The sequence below is a fragment of the Streptomyces sp. NPDC048659 genome, from assembly GCF_040650575.1.
Taxonomy (GTDB): Bacteria; Actinomycetota; Actinomycetes; order Streptomycetales; family Streptomycetaceae; genus Streptomyces.
Window position 1 is genome coordinate 65,235 of the sequence record NZ_JBEZHM010000019.1, and the last position, 18,986, is coordinate 84,220.

19 protein-coding genes are annotated in these 18,986 nt (G+C 73.4%); 1 reads left to right on the forward strand and 18 read right to left on the reverse strand.

The window, feature by feature from the left end; genetic code table 11:
* Positions 1-228: 228 nt before the first annotated feature.
* The 15 genes from dprA to AB0C99_RS17265 all read right to left on the reverse strand — a co-directional run bounded on the left by dprA (position 229) and on the right by AB0C99_RS17265 (position 11,521).
* Complete coding sequence (gene dprA, locus AB0C99_RS17195) at positions 229-1,392, reverse strand: DNA-processing protein DprA (RefSeq protein WP_362475626.1); 1,164 nt, start codon at positions 1,390-1,392, stop codon at positions 229-231.
* On the reverse strand, positions 1,389-3,002 hold the full coding sequence (locus AB0C99_RS17200; RefSeq protein WP_362475628.1) for a YifB family Mg chelatase-like AAA ATPase: 1,614 nt from the start codon (positions 3,000-3,002) through the stop codon (positions 1,389-1,391). The genes dprA and AB0C99_RS17200 overlap by 4 nt, the downstream gene beginning before the upstream one ends.
* Positions 3,002-3,364 (reverse strand): YraN family protein, encoded by a 363-nt coding sequence (locus AB0C99_RS17205; protein WP_362475630.1) that lies wholly within the window; start codon positions 3,362-3,364, stop codon positions 3,002-3,004. Before AB0C99_RS17205 ends, AB0C99_RS17200 begins: the two co-directional genes overlap by 1 nt.
* Before the next feature lie 119 nt (positions 3,365-3,483).
* Positions 3,484-3,792 (reverse strand): DUF2469 domain-containing protein, encoded by a 309-nt coding sequence (locus AB0C99_RS17210; RefSeq protein ID WP_329098825.1) that lies wholly within the window; start codon positions 3,790-3,792, stop codon positions 3,484-3,486.
* 43 nt (positions 3,793-3,835) lie between these two features.
* Positions 3,836-4,423, reverse strand: a complete 588-nt coding sequence (locus AB0C99_RS17215; protein ID WP_362475632.1) for an NUDIX hydrolase — start codon at positions 4,421-4,423, stop codon at positions 3,836-3,838.
* Positions 4,420-5,166, reverse strand: coding sequence for a signal peptidase I (gene lepB, locus AB0C99_RS17220; protein ID WP_362475634.1), 747 nt, complete (start codon positions 5,164-5,166; stop codon positions 4,420-4,422). Before lepB (AB0C99_RS17220) ends, AB0C99_RS17215 begins: the two co-directional genes overlap by 4 nt.
* Positions 5,167-5,231: 65 nt before the next feature.
* Positions 5,232-6,221, reverse strand: a complete 990-nt coding sequence (lepB, locus tag AB0C99_RS17225; RefSeq protein WP_362475721.1) for a signal peptidase I — start codon at positions 6,219-6,221, stop codon at positions 5,232-5,234.
* Entirely contained in the window at positions 6,136-7,233 is a 1,098-nt protein-coding gene (gene lepB, locus AB0C99_RS17230; RefSeq protein ID WP_362475636.1) for a signal peptidase I, read from the reverse strand. The genes lepB (AB0C99_RS17225) and lepB (AB0C99_RS17230) overlap by 86 nt, the downstream gene beginning before the upstream one ends.
* Positions 7,226-8,035 (reverse strand): signal peptidase I, encoded by an 810-nt coding sequence (lepB, locus tag AB0C99_RS17235; protein ID WP_362475637.1) that lies wholly within the window; start codon positions 8,033-8,035, stop codon positions 7,226-7,228. The genes lepB (AB0C99_RS17230) and lepB (AB0C99_RS17235) overlap by 8 nt, the downstream gene beginning before the upstream one ends.
* Before the next feature lie 39 nt (positions 8,036-8,074).
* Positions 8,075-8,425, reverse strand: coding sequence for a 50S ribosomal protein L19 (gene rplS, locus AB0C99_RS17240; RefSeq protein ID WP_362475639.1), 351 nt, complete (start codon positions 8,423-8,425; stop codon positions 8,075-8,077).
* A gap of 128 nt (positions 8,426-8,553) precedes the next feature.
* Positions 8,554-9,375, reverse strand: coding sequence for a tRNA (guanosine(37)-N1)-methyltransferase TrmD (gene trmD, locus AB0C99_RS17245; protein WP_362475641.1), 822 nt, complete (start codon positions 9,373-9,375; stop codon positions 8,554-8,556).
* Positions 9,372-9,962 carry a ribosome maturation factor RimM gene (rimM, locus tag AB0C99_RS17250; protein ID WP_362475643.1) on the reverse strand — a complete coding sequence of 197 codons (591 nt, stop codon included), beginning with the start codon at positions 9,960-9,962 and terminating at the stop codon, positions 9,372-9,374. The genes trmD and rimM overlap by 4 nt, the downstream gene beginning before the upstream one ends.
* A 124-nt stretch (positions 9,963-10,086) precedes the next feature.
* A complete protein-coding gene (locus tag AB0C99_RS17255; RefSeq protein WP_005311361.1) occupies positions 10,087-10,326 on the reverse strand; it encodes an RNA-binding protein in 240 nt (79 codons plus the stop codon).
* A gap of 1 nt (position 10,327) precedes the next feature.
* On the reverse strand, positions 10,328-10,771 hold the full coding sequence (gene rpsP, locus AB0C99_RS17260; RefSeq protein ID WP_362475645.1) for a 30S ribosomal protein S16: 444 nt from the start codon (positions 10,769-10,771) through the stop codon (positions 10,328-10,330).
* Between the two features lie 156 nt (positions 10,772-10,927).
* Positions 10,928-11,521, reverse strand: coding sequence for a hypothetical protein (locus AB0C99_RS17265; RefSeq protein ID WP_362475647.1), 594 nt, complete (start codon positions 11,519-11,521; stop codon positions 10,928-10,930).
* A gap of 339 nt (positions 11,522-11,860) precedes the next feature.
* Between AB0C99_RS17265 and AB0C99_RS17270 the strand changes: the two genes are divergently transcribed.
* Positions 11,861-12,586, forward strand: coding sequence for a methyltransferase type 11 (locus tag AB0C99_RS17270; RefSeq protein ID WP_362475649.1), 726 nt, complete (start codon positions 11,861-11,863; stop codon positions 12,584-12,586).
* A 53-nt stretch (positions 12,587-12,639) separates the two neighbouring features.
* Here AB0C99_RS17270 and ftsH read toward each other — a convergent pair whose 3' ends face one another.
* From ftsH to AB0C99_RS17285, 3 genes are all read right to left on the reverse strand, one after another.
* Positions 12,640-14,559 (reverse strand): ATP-dependent zinc metalloprotease FtsH, encoded by a 1,920-nt coding sequence (gene ftsH, locus AB0C99_RS17275; RefSeq protein ID WP_362475651.1) that lies wholly within the window; start codon positions 14,557-14,559, stop codon positions 12,640-12,642.
* 132 nt (positions 14,560-14,691) lie between these two features.
* Entirely contained in the window at positions 14,692-16,245 is a 1,554-nt protein-coding gene (gene ffh / locus AB0C99_RS17280; RefSeq protein WP_362475653.1) for a signal recognition particle protein, read from the reverse strand.
* Positions 16,246-16,479: 234 nt separating this feature from the next.
* Entirely contained in the window at positions 16,480-18,957 is a 2,478-nt protein-coding gene (locus tag AB0C99_RS17285; RefSeq protein ID WP_362475655.1) for a [protein-PII] uridylyltransferase, read from the reverse strand.
* Between the last annotated feature and the right edge of the window lie 29 nt (positions 18,958-18,986).

Consider the following 18,986-nt stretch of genomic DNA (forward strand, 5'->3'; position numbering starts at 1 on the left):
GTCGCTGTCGTCGGGTGGGGAGCGGTTCCGTCTGTCGGGAGGGGGATCCTCGTGAGCGTAGCGTGAGTGGGCTGTCGCGGTGAGCGAACGTCGGCGGATCGCGCCGGTCCGGGTGGGCACCGTCGGCCACACCTTCGAACGGGGGCCGCGGCGCGTGTCGGCCCCTCGGGTGTGACCGAGAGAACTCGATTGCTCATCCTCATCACCCTTTCACCCGAATGCTCCAGGTCAAGTACCGCCATGCCGGGTGTTCGAGCCTTCTCCCCTCGTGTTCGTCAACTGCCAGTCGTCCCCGCACCGTTCGACGAAGCCCAGGGAGTGGAGTTCGTACAGCTTGGCGAGGGTGTGGTCGGGGTGGGCTCCGGCGCGGACGGCGATCTCCGACAGGGCGGCGGGACTTCGGCCGGGGAGCGCCTCCAGCACGCGGGCGGTGCCGGGGGCGAGCAGGTCGCGGGGCAGCACGGGGCCCCGGCGGGGCGGGGCGAGCTGACCGACGGCGCCGACCAGTTCGACGACCTCGGCGGCGTCGGTGACGAGGGTGGCCTCGCCGCGCAGGAGTTCGTGGACCCCGGCGGAGAGTCCGCTGGTGACGGGTCCCGGGACGCCCATGGTGTGCCGGCCGAGCCGGGCCGCGACGCGGGCGGTGACCAGGGAGCCGCTGCGGTACGCGGCCTCGACGACCACGGTGCCGCGGGTGAGGGCGGCGATGACCCGGTTGCGCAGCACGAAGCGGCCGCGGGTCGGGTGGGCGCCGGGCGGGAGCTCGCCGACGACGAGGCCCTGCTCGGCGATGCGTCCGATGAGTCCGGCGTGGCCGCGGGGGTAGGGCACGTCGACGCCGCAGGCGAGGACGGCGACGGTGGCGCCGCCGGAGCCGAGGGCGCCGCGGTGGGCGGCGCCGTCGACGCCGAACGCCGCTCCGGAGACGACGACCCAGCCGCGCTCGGCGAGCCCGGCGGCGAGGGCGGCTGCGGTGTGCGCCCCGTAGGGGGTGCAGGCGCGGGCGCCGACGACGGCGACGGAGCGCAGCGCCCAGCCGCGCAGGTCGGCGGGTCCGCGCACCCAGAGGCCGAGGGGCCGGGTGTCGTCGAGGTCGTCGAGCTGCCGGGGCCACTCGGGGTCGCCGGGGACGAGGAAGCGTCCGCCGAGCCGGCCGACGTGGTCGAGGTCCCGCTCGGGCTCGGCGGTGCGGGCCCGGTGCCGCCAGCCCTCGACGCGCCGGGGCCCGGTGCCGGGGAAGGTGTCGGGTCCGGCTCCTTCGGGCGCGCGCAGCAGCCCGAGGAGTCCGGCGGGCCCGTGGCGGCGCAGGGCGCGCCCGGCGTGCTCGTCGCCCGGTTCGACGATCCGGCTGAGGGCGGCGCGGGCGAGCCGGTCGCCCGGCGGGGCGGTCACCGCCGCTCCCCCGCCCCTGCGGGGACGCCCCGGGTGATGCCGGTGCGCAGTTCGAGGGCGAGGGCGAGGTCCTCGGCGCGGGGCCGGTCGTGGCCCGCGAGGTCGGCGACGGTCCAGGCGACGCGGAGCACCCGGTCGAGCCCCCGGGCGGTGAGCAGGCCCCGCTCGACGTCCCGCTCGGCGGCGGCGAGGGCGCCGGGCACGGTGACGTAGCGGGTGCGGAGCTCCTGGCCGGGGACCTCGCTGTTGACGGTCCAGGGGGTGCCGGCGAGCCGCGCGGCGGCGCGGGCCCTGGCCTCGCGGACGCGGTCGGCGACGGCGGCGCTGGTCTCGCCCCGGCCGCCCTGGCCGAGGAGGTCGGAGCGGGTGACGGGCTCGACCTCGACGCGCAGGTCGACGCGGTCGAGCAGGGGGCCGGAGAGCCGGGCCTGGTAGCGGCGGATGACGGAGGCGGGGCATTCGCAGCCGGCCCCGTGGAGGGTGTGCCGGCCGCAGGGGCAGGGGTTGGCGGCGAGGGCGAGGAGGAAGCGGGCGGGGAGCCGGACGACTCCGGCGGCGCGGGCGACGACGACGTGCCCGGACTCCAGGGGCTGACGCAGGGCGTCCAGGGACTTGGTGGAGAACTCCGGTGCCTCGTCCAGGAAGAGCACGCCGCGGTGGGCGAGCGAGACCGCGCCGGGGCGGGGCAGTCCGTTGCCGCCGCCGACGAGGGACTGCATGGTCGCGGAGTGGTGGGGCGCGCAGTAGGGCGGGCGGTGGACGAGGGGTTCGCCGGGCGGGAGGATCCCGGCGACCGAGTGGACGGCGGTGACTTCGAGGGATTCCTGGCGGGTGAGCGGCGGCAGGATGCCGGGGAGCCGCTCGGCGAGCATGGTCTTGCCCGCGCCGGGCGGTCCGGAGAGCAGCAGGTGGTGCCGGCCGGCGGCGGCGACCTCCAGGGCGCGGCGGGCCGGGTGCTGTCCGGCGACGTCGGCCAGGTCGGGCCCGTCGGCGGGGTCGGCTGCGAGTCCGGTGCCGACACCGGCGCCGGGCACGAGGAGTCCGGCGAGCATGGGGTCGGGCCGGCCGGCCTCCAGCGACTCCTCGTCGGGGACGGGTTCGTCGGCGAGGACGGCGATGAGCTGGCGCAGGCTGCGGACGCCGAGGACGGAGACGCCGGGGACCAGGGCGGCCTCGCTCGCGGTCCGTTCGGGGACGACGACCTGCCGGTAGCCGGCTTCGGCGGCGGCGAGCACGGCGGGCAGCACGCCGCGGACGGGGCGGACCCGCCCGTCGAGTCCGAGCTCGCCGATGAGGACGAGGTCGGCGATGCTGCGCGGGTCGATGCGCTCGGCGGCGCCGAGTACGGCCGCCGCCACGGCCAGGTCGAATCCCGAGCCGCTCTTGGGGACCGAGGCGGGGCTGAGTCCGACGGTGAGCTTCTTCTGGGGCCATTCGGCCTGGGAGTTGACGATGGCGGCGCGGACCCGGTCGCGGCTCTCGACGAGGCTCTTGTCGGGGAGTCCGACGAGGGTGAAGGCGGCGACCCCGGCTTCGAGGTCGGCCTGGACCTCGACGACGACGCCCTCGACGCCGACCAGGGCGACGGAGCAGGTGCGGGCGAATCCCATCAGGCCACCCCCCGCGCGTGGGTGAGGACGGGTGCGCCGCGCCGGGGCAGCAGGACGCCGACGAGGTCGATGCGGACGCCGCCGCCGGGCGGGCCGCCGTGCCGGTCGAGCCAGCAGGCGGCGAGCCGCCGGAGCCGCTCGGCCTTGCGCGGGGTCACCGCGGCCATCGGGTGTTCGAAGACCCCTTCGCGGCGGGTCTTCACCTCGCAGACGACGAGGGTGTCGCCCTGGCGGGCGACGATGTCGATCTCTCCGGTCCGGCCGCAGCGCCAGTTCCTGGCGAGGACGCGCAGGCCGGTGTCGGACAGCCGGCGGGCGGCGAGCTCTTCCCCGTACCGCCCGAGTGCTCGGGTCGCGTTCATTCGGTACCACCTCCGGCACCGACTGTGACGCACGGTGACGCTCCGCGTGCGGGGCTGTGGAGGAGGAGCCCGTTGTGGACAACCCGCTCACCCGTGAGGGTGGGCGGGCCGGTGGTCCGTCAGCTGCCGGGGAGCTCCAGGTCGCTCTTGTTGAGCTCCTCGATGTTCACGTCCTTGAAGGTCAGGACGCGGACCTTCTTGACGAACCTGGCCGGCCGGTACATGTCCCAGACCCAGGCGTCGGCCATCGAGACCTCGAAGAACACCTCGCCCTGGACCGAGTGCACCTGCATCTCGTAGTCGTTGGTGAGGTAGAAGCGCCGCTCGGTCTCGATCACGTATTTGAACAGCCCGACGACATCGCGGTACTCCCGGTAGAGCTTGAGCTCCATCTCGGTCTCGTACTTCTCGAGGTCCTCGGCACTCATGGCATGTTCCCCTTCAGCCGTGCGTCCCCCTATTGTGCGCCAGTCACACAAGCCCCTGAACGATTTCCGGGGCGAGATCGAGCGGCGCGCTGGGAGGTCCTTCGTCGAGCAGCGTGCGCAGCAGCTCGGCCAGTCTGTCGGGGTACACCGTCTCACGGGCCGCCGACAGTTCGGCGGAAGTCCACCACCTCAGGCCCGCGACGCTGCGGGCCTCCAGTTCGGTGAGCCCGGCGAGGTCGGTGACGGTCTGCGCGGTGCGGGCGAGGTAGTACCACTCGTCCTGGTTCCAGCGCCGTCCGTCGAAGGGGAAGGAGCAGTAGCGCCGCCACAGCACGGGCCCCAGCTCGACCTCGGTGATGCCGGTCTCCTCGGCGAGCTCGCGCAGCGCGGCCTGCTCCCGGGTCTCGTCGCCCTCCAGGCCGCCGCCGGGGGTGAACCACCAGGTCTGCCCGGGGTCCGCGGGCTCGAAGCCGTGGACGAGGAGGATGCGGTCGTCGGGATCGAGCAGCACGATCCGGGCCACCCGCCGCGCCGCCACACCCCCGGCGGCACCCTCAGCAGCGCTCGCGGCGGCGCCCTCGGCCACGCCCGCCGCCTCCGGACCGGCCGATCCCTCGCGCCCTTCGGTCATACGCCCGCCCCGTCCCGCGCCTTCCCGGCGGCCGGCGCCGGCTTCCGGGCGCCCAGCCGGGCCAGCGGCCCGTACGCGGCGCCGGCCAGGATCAGTACACACCCGGCGACGATCGCGGAGAAGAGCGGCACGACCGGTCCCGGCGCGGAGACGCCGCCGGGCAGCGCCGCGAAGCCGGCGGGCCGCTCCAGCACCGCGGGCGAGGGCCAGGCGACGGCGTCGACCCGGCCGACCACGGCGGAGACGGGCACGGCGCCGTGCCCGGAGTCCTGGAGGTGGGCCCGCGAGTCCACCGAGTTGCGCCGCTCGTCGCCGAGGAGGAACAGCTTCCCGGGCGGCAGGGTGGTGGAGAAGGCGTAGTTCGAGGCGGGCTGCCCCTTCGGCAGATACGGTTCCTCGACCGGCTTGCCGTTGACCAGCAGCCGCCCGTCGTCGGCGCCGGTGACGGTGTCGCCGCCGACACCCACCACCCGCTTGACCATGGTCACGTCGCCCCAGAGCGGGTCGCGGAAGACGACGACGTCGCCGCGCCGCACGTCGGAGCCGTCGATCCGCTCCGCGAGCACTTTGGAGCCGACCGCGAGGGTCGGGGTCATGGAGTCGCTGGGCACGGTGAAGGGCTGGTAGAGCACGGCGCCGAGCGCGAAGCCGCCGAGGAAGAGCACACAGCCGACGGCCACGGCCAGTCCCGACAGCACACTGCCGAGACGGCCGCGGCCGTCGCTACGCGTTTTGACGCTCATGGGCACCTCAGGGGTCCGCGGACCGTCCGTGCGACGGTCCGGGAGGGCACCCTACCCGCGGGTCACTACTCCGCGGTATGACGTGCGGCGCGCTTCTTGCGGCGCCACAGCACCAGCGGCAGCGCGCCCGCGACACCCGCCGCGCCCGGGGCGACCGCCAGCGCCTGGCTGAGGCCGGGCTGGTCGAAGGTGCCGGGGACCGGCAGGGTGGCCCAGCGGGTCACCGGCCAGGCGATGACGACCGCGCGGCCGACGACCTCGTCGTTGGAGACGGTGCCGCCGCCCGGGAGCTCCTGGTGGTAGCGGGAGTCCAGGGAGTTCTGCCGGTTGTCGCCCATGACCCAGATGCGGCCCTCGGGGACCTTGATCGGGCCGAACACGGGCTCGCAGGGCACCGAGCCGGGGTACAGGTACGCCGTCTCGTCGAGCTCCTTGCCGTTGACGGTGACCTTGCCGCCCTCCTTGCAGGAGACCGTGTCGCCGCCGACCGCGATGACCCGCTTGATCAGGTCCTTCTCCTCGGCGGACGGCATCAGGCCGATGAAGCTGAGGACCTTCTGCACCACGTTGGGCTCGGGCGTCTTGCCCTCCTCCAGCCAGCCACCCGGGTCGTGGAAGACGACGACCTCGCCACGCTCCGGCTCCGAGCCGAACCACGGGGTCAGCTTGTCGACGAGCACCCGGTCACCGCGCTGCAGGGTGTTCATCATCGAGTCCGAGGGGATCGAGAACGCCTGCACCAGGAAGGTCTTGATCAGCAGCGCGAGGATCAGGGCGATGCCGACGAGCAGCGGCAGCTCCTTCCAGAAGGAGCGCTGCGGCTTCGGCTTCCTGCCGCCGTGACCCGCGCCGTCCCCGCCGTCACCGGCGCGACCGTCACCGGCACCGTCGGCGTTGTCGCCGGTCGGGGTGGCGCCCTGGTCCGGGCCCTGACCTGAGCCCGGGTCAGCGTCCCGGCGGCCCGAGGAGTCATCCGTCATGGCCGCCACCTGATGGGCGGCCCCGTCGGGCCTCTTCTCGGGCTCGTCGTGTCCGGATCGTGCGCCGACGGCCAAATCCCCCACATCCACTCCTCAATCCGTGCAATCGCCCGTCCCGGAACAGGGACAGGCCCACCACTCCCATAACGAGCGGGAGTTCCGCAGGGGTCGGGAGCCCGGGCAATCCGTTCAGATCGCGCTGGGACACACTATGCGACAGACCCCTCGATTCGACCCCGTCCACCACGCCGCCTCCGGGCGCGGAAGGCACGGTGGCGAAGACCGAGCGCTCCTCCAGCCGCCGCCAGTGACCGACGGGCCAGGCGATGACGACGGCACGGCCCACGACCTGGTCCTCGGAGACCGTGCCGTGGTCCTCGTCGTCGAGGTGGTAGCGCGAGTCGGCCGAGTTGGCGCGGTGATCGCCCATGACGAAGATCCTCCCCTGCGGGACCTTCACTTCGAAGGGGATCGTCGAAGGCGCGTTCCCGGGGTGCAGATACGGTTCGTCCAACGGTACGCCGTTGACGGTGATCCGCCCGTCCGCGCCGCAGCACTTCACCGTGTCACCGCCGACCGCGACGACCCGTTTGATGAGGTCCCGCTCGTCGGCCGAGGGCAGCAGCCCGATGAAGGTCAGGGCCTGCTTCACCTGCTTGACGCCCACCGGGTCGTCGGCCGGCGGCCCGGCCTCCTGCTGGAGCCAGCCGCCCGGGTCCTTGAAGACCACGACGTCGCCGCGCTGCGGCCGGGAGCCGAACCAGGGCGTGAGCTTGTCGACCAGCACCCGGTCGTCGATCCGGATCGTCTGCTCCATCGACCCGGACGGGATCACGAACGCCTGGACGAGAAAGGTCTTGAGGACCAGCGCGATCAGCACCGCGACGGTGGCCAGGAGCGGGATCTCCTTGATCGCGGAGCGCTGCCGGCGCCGCTTCACCCGGCGGGCCAGCCGGCGCCGCTCGGCGCGCCCGGGCGGCGCGGCGCCGCCGCCGTCCGCCGCCTCCTCGGTGGGGCGGTCGGCACCGGCGGGCCCGGCGACCGCGCCGTGGCCGCCCTCGCCGGGCGCCCTGCCGCGCCTACCCATGGCCGCGCCCGGAACTCCCCGCGTGCCCGCCGGCCCCGCCGGCCCCTCCGTCAGCCCAGCCGGGCACGGCCGCGAAGGCGTCGGTCGCGGGGACCGTGGACCAGCGGGCGAAGGGCCAGCCGATCCAGTCGGCGCGGCCGATGACCTTGTCGACCGGGACCATGCCGCCGCCGGGCTGCCCGAGGTGGTCGCGGGAGTCGCTGGACTGGCTGCGGTGGTCGCCCATGACCCACAGGGTGCCGGGCGGTACGACGATGTCGAAGGGCACCTTGGACGGCTGGTCGCCCAGCATCACGTACCGCTCCTGGACGGGGACGCCGTTGACGCTGATCCGGCCGTCCTTGTCGCAGCAGACCACCCGGTCGCCGCCGGTGCCGACGACCCGCTTCACGAAGTCGGTCTCGGCGGGTTCGGCCAGGCCGAGCGCGGCGGCGGCCCCGTGCAGCAACCCGGTCACCGGATTGCCGCCGGGCTGCTCGCGTACGAAGGAGCCGGTGCCGTCGAAGACGACGACGTCACCGCGGCGCGGCTCGTCGCCGAAACGGTACGCCAGCTTGTTCACCAGGATCCGGTCGCCGACCCGGAGGGTGGGCTCCATGGAGCCGCTGGGGATCAGGAACGGCTGGAGCACGAAATGGCTGAAGACCAGCAGGAAGACCATGCAGGCGGCGCCGATCAGCCCGGTGCGGCGCCAGGTGAGCACACCGGCGCCCGCGAAGGCCCCGGAAACGCGCGCGGAGCGCGACCGCTCCTCCTGTTCGGAGGAGCGATCGCGCTCCGTGTGCTGTGCTTCGGTGTCCATCGGGGGCAGAGCTTATCCCGCCACCCTGTGGACCGAGGGTCAGCGGTCGCGCTTCTCCTTGATCTTCGCGGCCTTGCCGCGCAGCTCACGGAGGTAGTACAGCTTCGCGCGACGGACGTCACCGCGGGTGACGAGCTCGATCTTCTCGAAGATCGGGCTGTTCACCGGGAAGGTGCGCTCGACGCCGACGGAGAAGGAGACCTTGCGGACGGTGAAGGTCTCGGAGACGCCGGAGCCCTGGCGGCGGATGACGACGCCCTTGAACTGCTGGATACGCGAGCGGTTGCCCTCGATGACGCGAACGTGGACGTTCACGGTGTCACCGGGACGGAAGGCGGGAACGTCGGAACGCAGCGAACCGGCGTTGACCTGGTCGAGCAGGGAGGCCATGGAGGTCTCTTTCCTCGCTGATGCCACAGGTCATCAGCGGTACGTACGAACGAATGGAGAGCGTCGCGCGTCTCTGGCGGGCGTCGTCCCCCTGTGGCAGGGGCGCGCGCCGGACGTACGACAGCGGCCTATTCTTCCACGTCCTGGGGCCTGCGCCAAAATCGGCCGCCGGGCTCGGGGGCCCAGCCCATCATCGAGAGGATCTCGCGGTCCTTCTTGTCGAAGGCGGCGGGATCGCAGCGCTCGATGAGGTCCGGCCGGTTGGCGGCGGTGCGCCGGAACGCCTCGTCGCGCCGCCAGCGCGCGATCTTCCCGTGGTGCCCGCTGAGCAGGACGTCGGGGATGCCCCGGCCGCGCCACTCCGGGGGCTTGGTGTAGACGGGGCCCTCCAGCAGGTTGGCCATGGCGCCGGGGGCGAAGGAGTCGTCCCGGTGCGACTCGGCGTTGCCGAGGACGCCGGGCAGCAGCCGGGCGACGGCCTCGGTGACGACCAGCACGGCGGCCTCGCCGCCGGCCAGCACGTAGTCGCCGATGGAGACCTCGTAGACGGGCATCCGGGTGGCGTACTCGTCGATCACGCGCCGGTCGATGCCCTCGTAGCGGGCCGGGGTGAAGACCAGCCAGGGCCGCTCGGAGAGCTCGACGGCGAGCTCCTGGGTGAAGGGCCGCCCGCTGGGGGTGGGCACGACGAGGACCGGGCCGCGGGCGCCGGCCTCGTAGCCGTCGGCGAGGGTCTGGTCGAGCGCGTCGCCCCAGGGGTCCGTCTTCATGACCATGCCGGGGCCGCCGCCGTACGGGGTGTCGTCGACGGTGTTGTGCCGGTCGTAGGTCCAGTCGCGCAGGTGGTGGACGTGCACGTCCAGCCTGCCGTTGGCGCGGGCCTTGCCGACCAGGGAGACGTTCAGCGGTTCGAGGTACTCGGGGAAGATCGTGACGACGTCGAGCCTCATGCGCGGTCCCCGGACTCGTCGGACGCGTCGGACTCGTCGGGCTCTTCGGCGTCCTCGCGGCCGGAGGCGATCTCCGCGCGGTCGTCGATCAGGCCGGGCGGCGGGGCGATCACGGCCCGCTGGTTCTCCAGGTCGATCTCGGTGACGATCTCGGAGACGAACGGGATCATCACCTCGCTGCCGTCGGGCCGCTCCACGATGAAGAGGTCCTGGGACGGCAGGTGGGAGATCTCGGTGATCACGCCGACCTCGGTGCCGTCGGCGAGGACGACGTCGAGGTCCATGAGCTGGTGGTCGTAGTACTCGTCCTCCTCCTCCGGCAGCTCCTCCGGGTCGATCTCGGCGATGAGGAGGGTGTTGCGCAGGGCCTCGGCCGCGGTGCGGTCCTTGACGCCCTCGAAGCGCAGCAGGAGACGGCCGCTGTGCACCCGGCCGGTCTCGATGGTGAGCGGCCCGGTGGCGGCCGGATCGGTGAGCAGGACGGCGCCGGGGCCGAGCCTGAGCTCGGGCTCGTCGGTCCGCACTTCGACGGTGACCTCGCCCTTGATGCCGTGGGCGCGGCCGATCCGCGCGACTACCAGCTGCACTTCTCCACTCTCTCCTGTCTGTGCCTGTCCGTGCTTGCCTGTGCTTGCCTGTGCTTGTCCGTGCCAACGACAACGGGCCGGGGCGGGCGCTAGGCCCTCCCCGGCCCGTGCCGGTGTTCTCTTCTCAGCGCACCTGGTCCACGTCGACGAGGTCGACGCGGATGCCACGGCCGCCGATGGCGCCCACGACGGTACGCAGCGCACGCGCGGTGCGGCCGTTGCGGCCGATCACCTTGCCGAGGTCATCGGGATGGACCCGAACCTCGAGCACACGGCCGCGACGCAGGTTGCGCGAGGCGACCTGCACATCGTCAGGGTTGTCGACGATGCCCTTCACGAGGTGCTCGAGAGCCTCCTCGAGCATGTCAGGCCTCGGTCGACTCGGTGGACTCGGCCTCGGCCTCGTCCGCCTTCTTGTCAGCCTTCTTGGCCTTCGGGGTGATGGCCTCACCCTTGGCGTCGCCGCCCTCGAGCGCCTTCGCGAACTCGTCGAACGTGGCGCGCTTGGCTTCCTTGGTCGCCGGGGCGAGCAGCGGCTTCTCCGGAGCCGGCAGGCCCTTGGCCTTCTGCCAGTCGCCGGTGAGCTTCAGGATGGCGAGAACCGGCTCGGTCGGCTGGGCGCCGACGGACAGCCAGTACTGCGCACGCTCGGAGTCGACCTCGATACGCGACGGGTTGTACGTCGGGTGGTAGAGGCCGATCTCCTCGATCGCGCGACCGTCACGACGGGTGCGCGAGTCGGCGACGACGATGCGGTAGTGCGGCTGGCGGATCTTGCCGAGGCGCTTGAGCTTGATCTTGACTGCCACTGGAGTGGTGTCTCCTGGTCTTGACGTGGTGGGGCACCTGCGGATGCCACGTGGGGTTGCGGAACCCGAGGGGCCCGGAGGACGCGTCAGCCGGAGGAGAGAGGGGTCCTGTGCGACTGTCGAGTACAGCTGACCATTGTGCCACAGACCGCGAGGTCAGCTCGCGGCGCCCACCGCTTCCGGGATGCGGAAGGGCTTGCCGCAGCCGCCGCAGACGATCGGCGCCTGGGCGAGCACGGACGGGACGACGCGCACGTTGCGCCCGCAGTCGCAGACGGCCTTGACCCGCACGCCGCCGCCCGAGGAGCCGTGCCGGGCGGCCGGTCCGCGGAAGGAGCGCTTGGTGTCGGCGGCGGTCGCGACCGTGTGCGCCTTGAGCGCGCGCTGGAGCCGCTCCATGGTCGGGCGGTAGCGGCGCTTGGCCTCCGCGTTCAGCGTGACCAGGGAGAAGCCGCTGCTGGCGTGCGGCTCCTCGGGATGGTCGAGGCCCAGCTCCTCGGCGATCGCGAGGAATCTGCGGTTGTGATAGCGGCCGGCCCGGGAGGTGTCGCGGACACCTCGGGCGGCGGCGATGCCGTGGACTGCCTCATGGAGCAGTCGCTCGAAGGAGAGCTCGGCGCCACAGGCGGACGAGGACTCACCGATCAGGGACTCGGGCGCGGCAAGGTCGGGCAGCTCGGGGTGGTACCGCTGAATGTCGGCCCACGCCTGTGCCAGCTCTGCGGCGAGAACAGGGGGTGTCGTGCTCACGTCGGGTACAACGAGCCGGATCCCTTCCGGGTTCCATTCCGGGGCATCCCAAATAATTTGCACGTACCCGTCAGTTGCCCTGCTTGCCCGCCAAGGCCCGCCAAGCCGGTGCGTAGCGGCGCATACGCCCCGGCGCACGGTGTCGGCACACGCGCCGGGGGCTGGTGGGAGGGACAGTACCGGGCCCCTGCCCGAAGTCGGGCACCGGCCCCCGCCCGTCGGGAAACCGCCCCCGGCCCTGTCCGGAAGTCGTACGGCGCGAGCACTGGACGCGGGCCTGGATGCGCAGTTCCCTGACTACGGGGGGTTGTCGTCCAGGCACCGATTGGGGCGCTTTCCATGACACCTACGCTCGTCCCGCACCACCCCGCGCGCGACTGGGCCGAGATCCAGGAACGGATGCTCGCACCGCTCTACGAGGCGGTGTACGACCGGCTCGGCGTGGACTCCCGCTCCTCGGTGCTCGGCCTGGGCTGCGGCTCCGGTCTCGCCCTCCTGATGGCGGCGGCGCGCGGCGCGCGGGTGGCCGGCGTGGACGAGGACCTCGCGCGCCTGGCGCTGGCGCGCGAGCGCCTGCCGGAGGGCACGGTGAGCGCGGCCGGGCCGCCGCGGGGAGCACCGTACGACGTGATCACGGCCTTCCACGGGACGGGGGCGCTCGCCGCGCGGGCGGGCGGCTTCACCCTTCCGGCGCAGCCGGGCGCGGCGGTCGTGGTGGCGGGCTGGGGGCCGCCGGAGCGCTGCGCCACGGCGTCGGTGCTGCGCGTCGCGGCGCGGCTGACCGGCCGGCGTCCGCCGCGGCGCGAGGACCTGGACGGCTTCGTCGCGGCGGCGGGGCTGCGCTGGGAGGGCTCGGGCCGGGTGGCCTGCCCGTTCGGCTACGCGAGCCGGGACAGCGCGGTGCGCGGGCTGCTGTCGACCGGCGACTTCGACGCGGCGGTGCGGGAGGCCGCCCCGGAGCGGGTGGAGAAGGAGCTCCTGGAGGTGCTGGAGCCGTACGCCCGCGCGGACGGCACGGTGTGGATGCCGAACGACTTCCGGTACGTGGTCGCCCGGCTGCCGTAGCGGCGCGCCCCGCGCGCGGGCGCGCGGGCTCGCGCGGCTCCCGCGCGGGAGGGCTACTGCTCCTTCTTGAGGCGCGGGATTCCGGCCGCCCGGTAGGCCGCGTCCTCCTCCAGGGTCTCGTTGGCGAGGAGCGCCTCGGCGAGGGCGTCCAGCTTGTCGCGGTGCTCGCGGAGCAGGCGCAGGGCGCTCTCGTAGCACTCGTCGACGATCCTGCGCATCTCCGCGTCGACGGTGTCGAGGGTGGCGGGCGCGGCGGAGAGTCCGTACGCCTGCTGGGCGTCGGCGGGGATCGCGGTGAGCCGGCCGACGCGCTCGCTCATGCCCCAGCGGCCCGCCATCCCGCGCGCGATGTTGGTGACCTGCTCCAGGTCGCTCTCGGCCCCGGTGGTGATGACCCCGTAGACGACCTGTTCGGCGGCCATGCCGCCGAGGGCGCCGATGATCCGGCCGCGCAGGTACTCCTCGGTGTAGGCGTACTTGTCGGCGTCGGGGGTCGAGAGGGTGACGCCGAGGGCGCGTCCGCGCGGGACGATGGTGATCTTGCGGACGGGGTCGGCGCCGGGCTGGAGCATCCCGAGCAGGGCGTGGCCGCTCTCGTGGTAGGCGGTGCGGCGGCGCTCCTCGGCGGGCATCACCAGCGGCCGTTCGGCGCCGAGCTGGACCTTCTCCAGGGCGTCGGAGAGGTCGGTCTGGGTGACGGCCTTCTGCTGGCGCTTGACGGCGAGCAGGGCGGCCTCGTTGGCGAGGTTGGCGAGTTCGGCGCCGGTCATGCCGGGGGTGGTCCTGGCGACCTGCTGGAGGTCCACGTTCCGCGCGAGCGGGATCTCCCGGGTGTGGATCTTCAGGATGGCCTCGCGGCCCGCGCGGTCGGGCGGGTTGACGTGCACGACCCGGTCGAAGCGGCCGGGGCGGGTGAGGGCGGGGTCGAGGACGTCGGCCCGGTTGGTGGCGGCGATGACGATGACGCCCTCGGAGCCGGTGAAGCCGTCCATCTCGGTGAGGATCTGGTTGAGGGTCTGCTCGCGCTCGTCGTGGCCGCCCATCCCGGCGCCGCCGCCGCGGGCCCGCCCGATGGTGTCGATCTCGTCGATGAAGATGATCGCGGGGGCGACCTTGCGGGCCTCGGCGAAGAGTTCGCGGACGCGGGAGGCGCCGACGCCGACGATCATCTCGATGAACTCGGAGGCGGAGGCGGAGAAGAAGGGCACCCCGGCCTCCCCCGCGACCGCGCGGGCGAGCAGCGTCTTGCCCGTTCCGGGCGGCCCGGCGAGGAGCACGCCGCGGGGCATCTTGGCGCCCATGGCGCGGTAGGCGCCGGGGTTCTTGAGGAAGTCGACGACGTCGTTGAGCTCGCCCTCGACCTCGTCGATGCCGGCGACGTCGGCGAAGGTGGTGCGCTTGACGCCCTCCAGCTCGACGGGCTTGGGCGGGGCCTTGCGGCCGAGCATCCCGCCCGCGCCGCCCATGCCGGCGCTCATCCGGCGGGCGATGAACACCCACAGGACGACGAGCAGCAGCATGGGGGCGAGCGAGATGAGCAGGTTGGCGAGGAAGCTGCGCTCCTCGACGACCGGTTTGGCGGTGACGGTGACCTTCTGCTTGGTGAGCTGCGCCCACAGGTCGTCGTCGGCGAAGGCGGGGCGCTGGGTCTGGAACTTGGTGTAGTCGCCCTCGCCGTCGGGGACGGGCTGTTTGTTCTTCAGCTGCCCCTGGATGGCGTCGCCCTTGGAGTAGATCTTGGTGACGTTTCCGGCCGCGACCTGCTTGTCGAACTCGGTGTACGAGATGGTCGGGCCGTCGCCCTCGTTGAAGAAGCCGAGCACCAGGTTGGTGATCAGGTAGACGGCGAGCGCGGTGAGGATGAGGCTGCCCCAGCCGCCGGGCATCCGCTTCTTCGGCGGCGGGGTGGGCGGGGCCCCTTCCGAGCGCCAGGGCTGGTCGGTCCGGTCGCGCGGGGGTACGGGGTTGGCCACGTGCTCTCCTCGGGGCGGGCAGTGGCCCCAGTATCGAAGAGCGGGTCATTCCCGGCATTACGGGTGGACCGGGGGGATGAAAAGGGGCCCGCGGCGGTTTCGCACCGCCACGGGCCCCTCCTCTTGGGGCACTCAGCCCATGAACTTCTTGAACTCGTCGGGCAGCTCGAAGTCGGCCGGGCCCTGGCCCGCCGCCGGCAGCCCGAAGGCGCCGCCCGCCTGGCCCTGCTCGCGGCGCTCCGCGGCGGCCTGCTCGTCGGCCTTGCGCTTCATCGGGTTGCCGCTCTTGCGCTTGCCCTTGGCCTGCTTGACCTGCTTCTTCTGGCGGCCGGGGCCGCCGCCCATGCCGGGCATCCCGGGCATGCCCGGCATCCCGCCGCCCTGGGCCATGCGGGACATCATCTTGCGGGCCTCGAAGAACCGCTCGACCAGGCCCTTGACCGCGCTGACCTCGACGCCGGAGCCCTTGGCGATACGGGCGCGGCGCGAGCCGTTGATGATCGTGGGGTCCTGGCGCTCGGCCGGGGTCATCGACTTGATGATGGCGCCGACGCGGTCGACCTCGCGCTCGTCGATGTTGGCGATCTGCTCCTTCATCTGCCCCATGCCGGGGAGCATCCCGAGGAGCTTGGAGATGGAGCCCATCTTGCGGACCTGCTCCATCTGCGCCATGAAGTCGTCGAGCGTGAACTCCTGGCCCTTCTTGGACGCCAGCTTGGAGGCCATCTTGGCGGCCTCTTCCTGGCTGAAGGTCTGCTCGGCCTTCTCGATGAGCGACATGATGTCGCCCATCCCGAGGATGCGGGACGCCATGCGGTCCGGGTGGAACGCGTCGAAGTCGTCCAGCTTCTCGCCATTGGAGGCGAACATGATCTGCTTGCCGGTGACGTGCGCGATGGAGAGCGCCGCACCGCCTCGGGCGTCGCCGTCCAGCTTGGAGAGCACCACGCCGTCGAAGCCGACGCCGTCACGGAACGCCTCGGCCGTGTTGACAGCGTCCTGACCGATCATGGCGTCGACGACGAAGAGGATCTCGTCGGGCGAGGTCGCGTCCCTGATGTCCGCGGCCTGCTGCATCAGCTCCTGGTCGATGCCGAGGCGGCCGGCGGTGTCGACGATGACGATGTCGTACTGCTTGCCGCGCGCGTACTCGATCGAGTCCTTGGCGACCTGGACCGGGTCGCCCACCCCGTTGCCGGGCTGCGGGCCGTAGAAACCGACACCCGCGCGGTCGGCGACGACCGAGAGCTGGGTGACGGCGTTGGGGCGCTGGAGGTCACAGGCGACGAGCAGTGGGGAGTGGCCCTGGCCCTTGAGCCAGAGACCGAGCTTTCCGGCGAGGGTGGTCTTACCGGCACCCTGCAGACCGGCGAGCATGATCACGGTCGGCGCGGTCTTGGCGAACCGCAGGCGGCGGGTCTCGCCGCCGAGGATCGTGATCAGCTCGTCATTGACGATCTTGATGACCTGCTGGCCCGGGTTGAGCGCCTTGGAGACTTCGGCGCCGAGCGCCCGCTCCTTGACGCTCTTGATGAACGCACGGACGACCGGCAGGGCGACATCGGCCTCAAGGAGGGCGATACGGATCTCGCGCGCGGTGGCGTCGATGTCCGCCTCGGACAGGCGACCCTTGCCGCGGAGGTTCTTGAAAGTCGCTGCGAGGCGGTCGGAGAGGGTATCGAACACGGTGGTCGCGGATCCTCGGTGTCGGGAGCGGGCGGGGGGACTGCCCTCCAGGGTATCCGGCCGCTCAACGTACGTTCCTTCGCCCGCCACATCCGGCGGGCGAAGGAGCGCGATCCCCACGGGCATGGGGAGCAGGTGTCGCCGCCGAGGATGCCCACAAGCTCCTCAGGAACATCCCCGCGCGCATGGGGAGCACGCAGTGCTCAACGAGCCGCGAGACCGCAGGTCACGCTGTCAGCGCAGCGCGTCCTCCAGCGTCTTCGCCAGCCCCGCCGCCTCCTCCGAGCCGAGGAGGGAGCCGTCCGGCCTGGTCACGTACAGGGTGTCGACGGCGTTGGCGCCCAGGGTCGAGACGTGGGCGCTGCGGACCCGGACCTCGGCGCCCTCCAGGGCGCGCCCGATGCGGTGGAGCAGGCCCGGGGCGTCCTGGGCGCGGACCTCCAGGACGGTGGCGAGCCGGGAGCCGGCGGCGGCGACGGTGACCCGGGGCGGCGGGGCGGCGACCCCGCGGCGGCGCGGGTAGGCGGCGTCCCGTTCGGCGAGCCGGGCGGGCACGTCGAGGGAGCCGTCCAGGGCGCGGACGAGGTCGGCGCGGAGCCGGTGGGCCTCGGGCAGCGAGCCGTACGCGGCGGCGACCCGCCAGTCGAGGACGAGGACGGGTCCCTTGCCGAGCTCGGCGGGCAGGGCGACGGCGCGCAGCTCGGCGGCGCGGACGGTGAGCCGGTGCAGGGCGAGGACCCCGGCGACGGCGGGCAGCACGCCGGGCCGTTCGGGCAGGGCGACGAGGAGTTCGACGCCGACCGGCTCGGGCTCCCCGGGCCCGGCGACGACGGGCTCGGTGCGCAGGGCGAGGACGGGGTCGCCGGTGCGCAGCGCCTCGATGGCGAGCCGTTCCTGTTCGGCGCTGGGCGCGGCGGCCTCGGGGTCGGGCGGCTCCTCCCCCGCGAGGACTCCGGTGACGCGTTTGACGAGGTCGGCGACCAGAGAGGCGCGCCAGGCGGACCAGGCGGCGGGGCCGGTGGCGAGGGCGTCGGCCTCGGTGAGGGCGTGCAGGAGCTCCAGGGCGCCGAGGGTGCCGACGGCGGCGGCGACGGACTGGACGGTGGCGGGGTCGTCGAGGTCGCGCCGGGTGGCGGTCTCGACGAGCAGCAGGTGGTGGCGGACGACGGTGGCGAGGACGGTCGTGTCGGCGGGGTCGAAGCCGATCCGGGCGGCGACGTCGCGGGCGATGGTCTCCCCGGCGACGGCGTGGTCGCCGGGCCACCCCTTGCCGATGTCGTGCAGGAGGGCGGCGACGAGCAGCAGGTCGGGGCGGTGGACGCGGCGGGTGAGGGAGGCGGCGCGGACGGCGGTCTCGACGAGGTGCCGGTCGACGGTCCAGGTGTGGACGGGGTTGCGCTGGGGGCGGCAGCGGACCCGTTCCCAGTCGGGCAGCAGCCGGGTGACCAGCCCTTCGGCCTCCAGGGCCTCCCAGACGGGGACGGTGGGCTCGCCCGCGCCGAGCAGGGTGACGAGCTCCTCGCGGGCCTCGGCGGGCCAGGGGGTGGGCAGCGGCGCGGCGGTGGCGGCGAGGCGGCGGACGGCGTGCGGGGAGAGCGGGAGTCCGGCCTGGGCGGCGGCCGCGGCGGCGCGCAGCGGGAGGACGGGGTCGCGTTCGGGGCGGGCGCCGAGGGCGAGGACGGCCTCGCCGTCCATCTCGACGACACCTTCGGCGAGCGGGGTGCGCTCGGCCGCCGTCCCGGGTTTCGCGCCGCCGGGCCGGGCCCCGCGCCCGCCGAGCAGGCCGCGCAGCCGGGGGCGTCCGGCGCGGGCCTTGAGGACCCGGTTGACCTCGCGCCAGGTGACGTCGGAGGCGTACGAGACGGTGCGGGCGGCCTCGTACACCTCGCGGAGCAGGGTGTCGGCGTCGAGGAGGCCGAGTTCGGCGGCGACGGCGTCCTGTTCCTGGAGGGCGAGGCGGTCGGTGGCGCGGCCGGTGGCGAGGTGGAGGGCGTCGCGCGCGTCGAGGAGGCGGCGGCGGGCGTCGTCGAGTCCTTCGCGGGGGGCGTCGGCGAGCCAGGAGGCGGCGACGGCGCGCAGGGCCTGGGCGTCGCGCAGTCCGCCGCGGGCCTCCTTGAGGTCGGGTTCGAGGAGGTACTGGAGCTCGCCGCTGCGTTCGGCGCGCTCCCGGCAGAGGGCGTCGAGTTCGGGGAGCCGCCGGGCGGCCTGGTTGCGCCAGTCGGCGAGGACGGTGGTGCGCAGGGCGGTGACGAGGCCCGCGTCCCCGGCGACGGTGCGGGCGTCGAGGAGGCCGAGCTGGACCTTGAGGTCGTCGGCGGCGGCCTTGCGGGCCTCGGCGGGGGTGCGGACGGAGTGGTCGAGGGCGAGGCCGAGGTCCCAGACGGGGTACCAGACCCGGTCGGCGAGGGCGGCGACGGCGCCGGGTTCGGCGCCGCCGTCGTGCAGGAGCAGCAGGTCGAGGTCGCTGCGGGGGGAGAGTTCGCCGCGCCCGTAGCCGCCGACGGCGACGAGTGCCACCCCTCGTGGCGGGCGTCCGGCGGAGCCGAGGCCGGCGGCGAGGAGCGCGGCCAGCCAGGCGTCGGTGAGGCGGGAGAGCCCGGAACGGCGCGGCGGCCCGGACCGCGTCTTCTCGGTGAGAAGGCGCAGCCGGGCCGCCGCGTAGCCGCTGGGTCCCGTGTCGTCGGTTTCCGTGTTGAGGTCGAGGCTGGTCACCCGGCGGCTCCTTTTCGCGTCGTCGTCCG

Bases quoted from the DNA above. Each gene is read 5' to 3' on its own strand.
- AB0C99_RS17200 (WP_362475628.1), bottom strand. From the start codon at position 3,002: ATGGGATTCGCCCGCACCTGCTCCGTCGCCCTGGTCGGCGTCGAGGGC.
- AB0C99_RS17205 (WP_362475630.1), bottom strand. From the start codon at position 3,364: ATGAACGCGACCCGAGCACTCGGGCGGTACGGGGAAGAGCTCGCCGCC.
- AB0C99_RS17210 (WP_329098825.1), bottom strand. From the start codon at position 3,792: ATGAGTGCCGAGGACCTCGAGAAGTACGAGACCGAGATGGAGCTCAAG.
- AB0C99_RS17215 (WP_362475632.1), bottom strand. From the start codon at position 4,423: ATGACCGAAGGGCGCGAGGGATCGGCCGGTCCGGAGGCGGCGGGCGTG.
- lepB (WP_362475634.1), bottom strand. From the start codon at position 5,166: ATGAGCGTCAAAACGCGTAGCGACGGCCGCGGCCGTCTCGGCAGTGTG.
- lepB (WP_362475636.1), bottom strand. From the start codon at position 7,233: ATGGGTAGGCGCGGCAGGGCGCCCGGCGAGGGCGGCCACGGCGCGGTC.
- lepB (WP_362475637.1), bottom strand. From the start codon at position 8,035: ATGGACACCGAAGCACAGCACACGGAGCGCGATCGCTCCTCCGAACAG.
- rplS (WP_362475639.1), bottom strand. From the start codon at position 8,425: ATGGCCTCCCTGCTCGACCAGGTCAACGCCGGTTCGCTGCGTTCCGAC.
- trmD (WP_362475641.1), bottom strand. From the start codon at position 9,375: ATGAGGCTCGACGTCGTCACGATCTTCCCCGAGTACCTCGAACCGCTG.
- AB0C99_RS17255 (WP_005311361.1), bottom strand. From the start codon at position 10,326: ATGCTCGAGGAGGCTCTCGAGCACCTCGTGAAGGGCATCGTCGACAAC.
- AB0C99_RS17270 (WP_362475649.1), top strand. From the start codon at position 11,861: ATGACACCTACGCTCGTCCCGCACCACCCCGCGCGCGACTGGGCCGAG.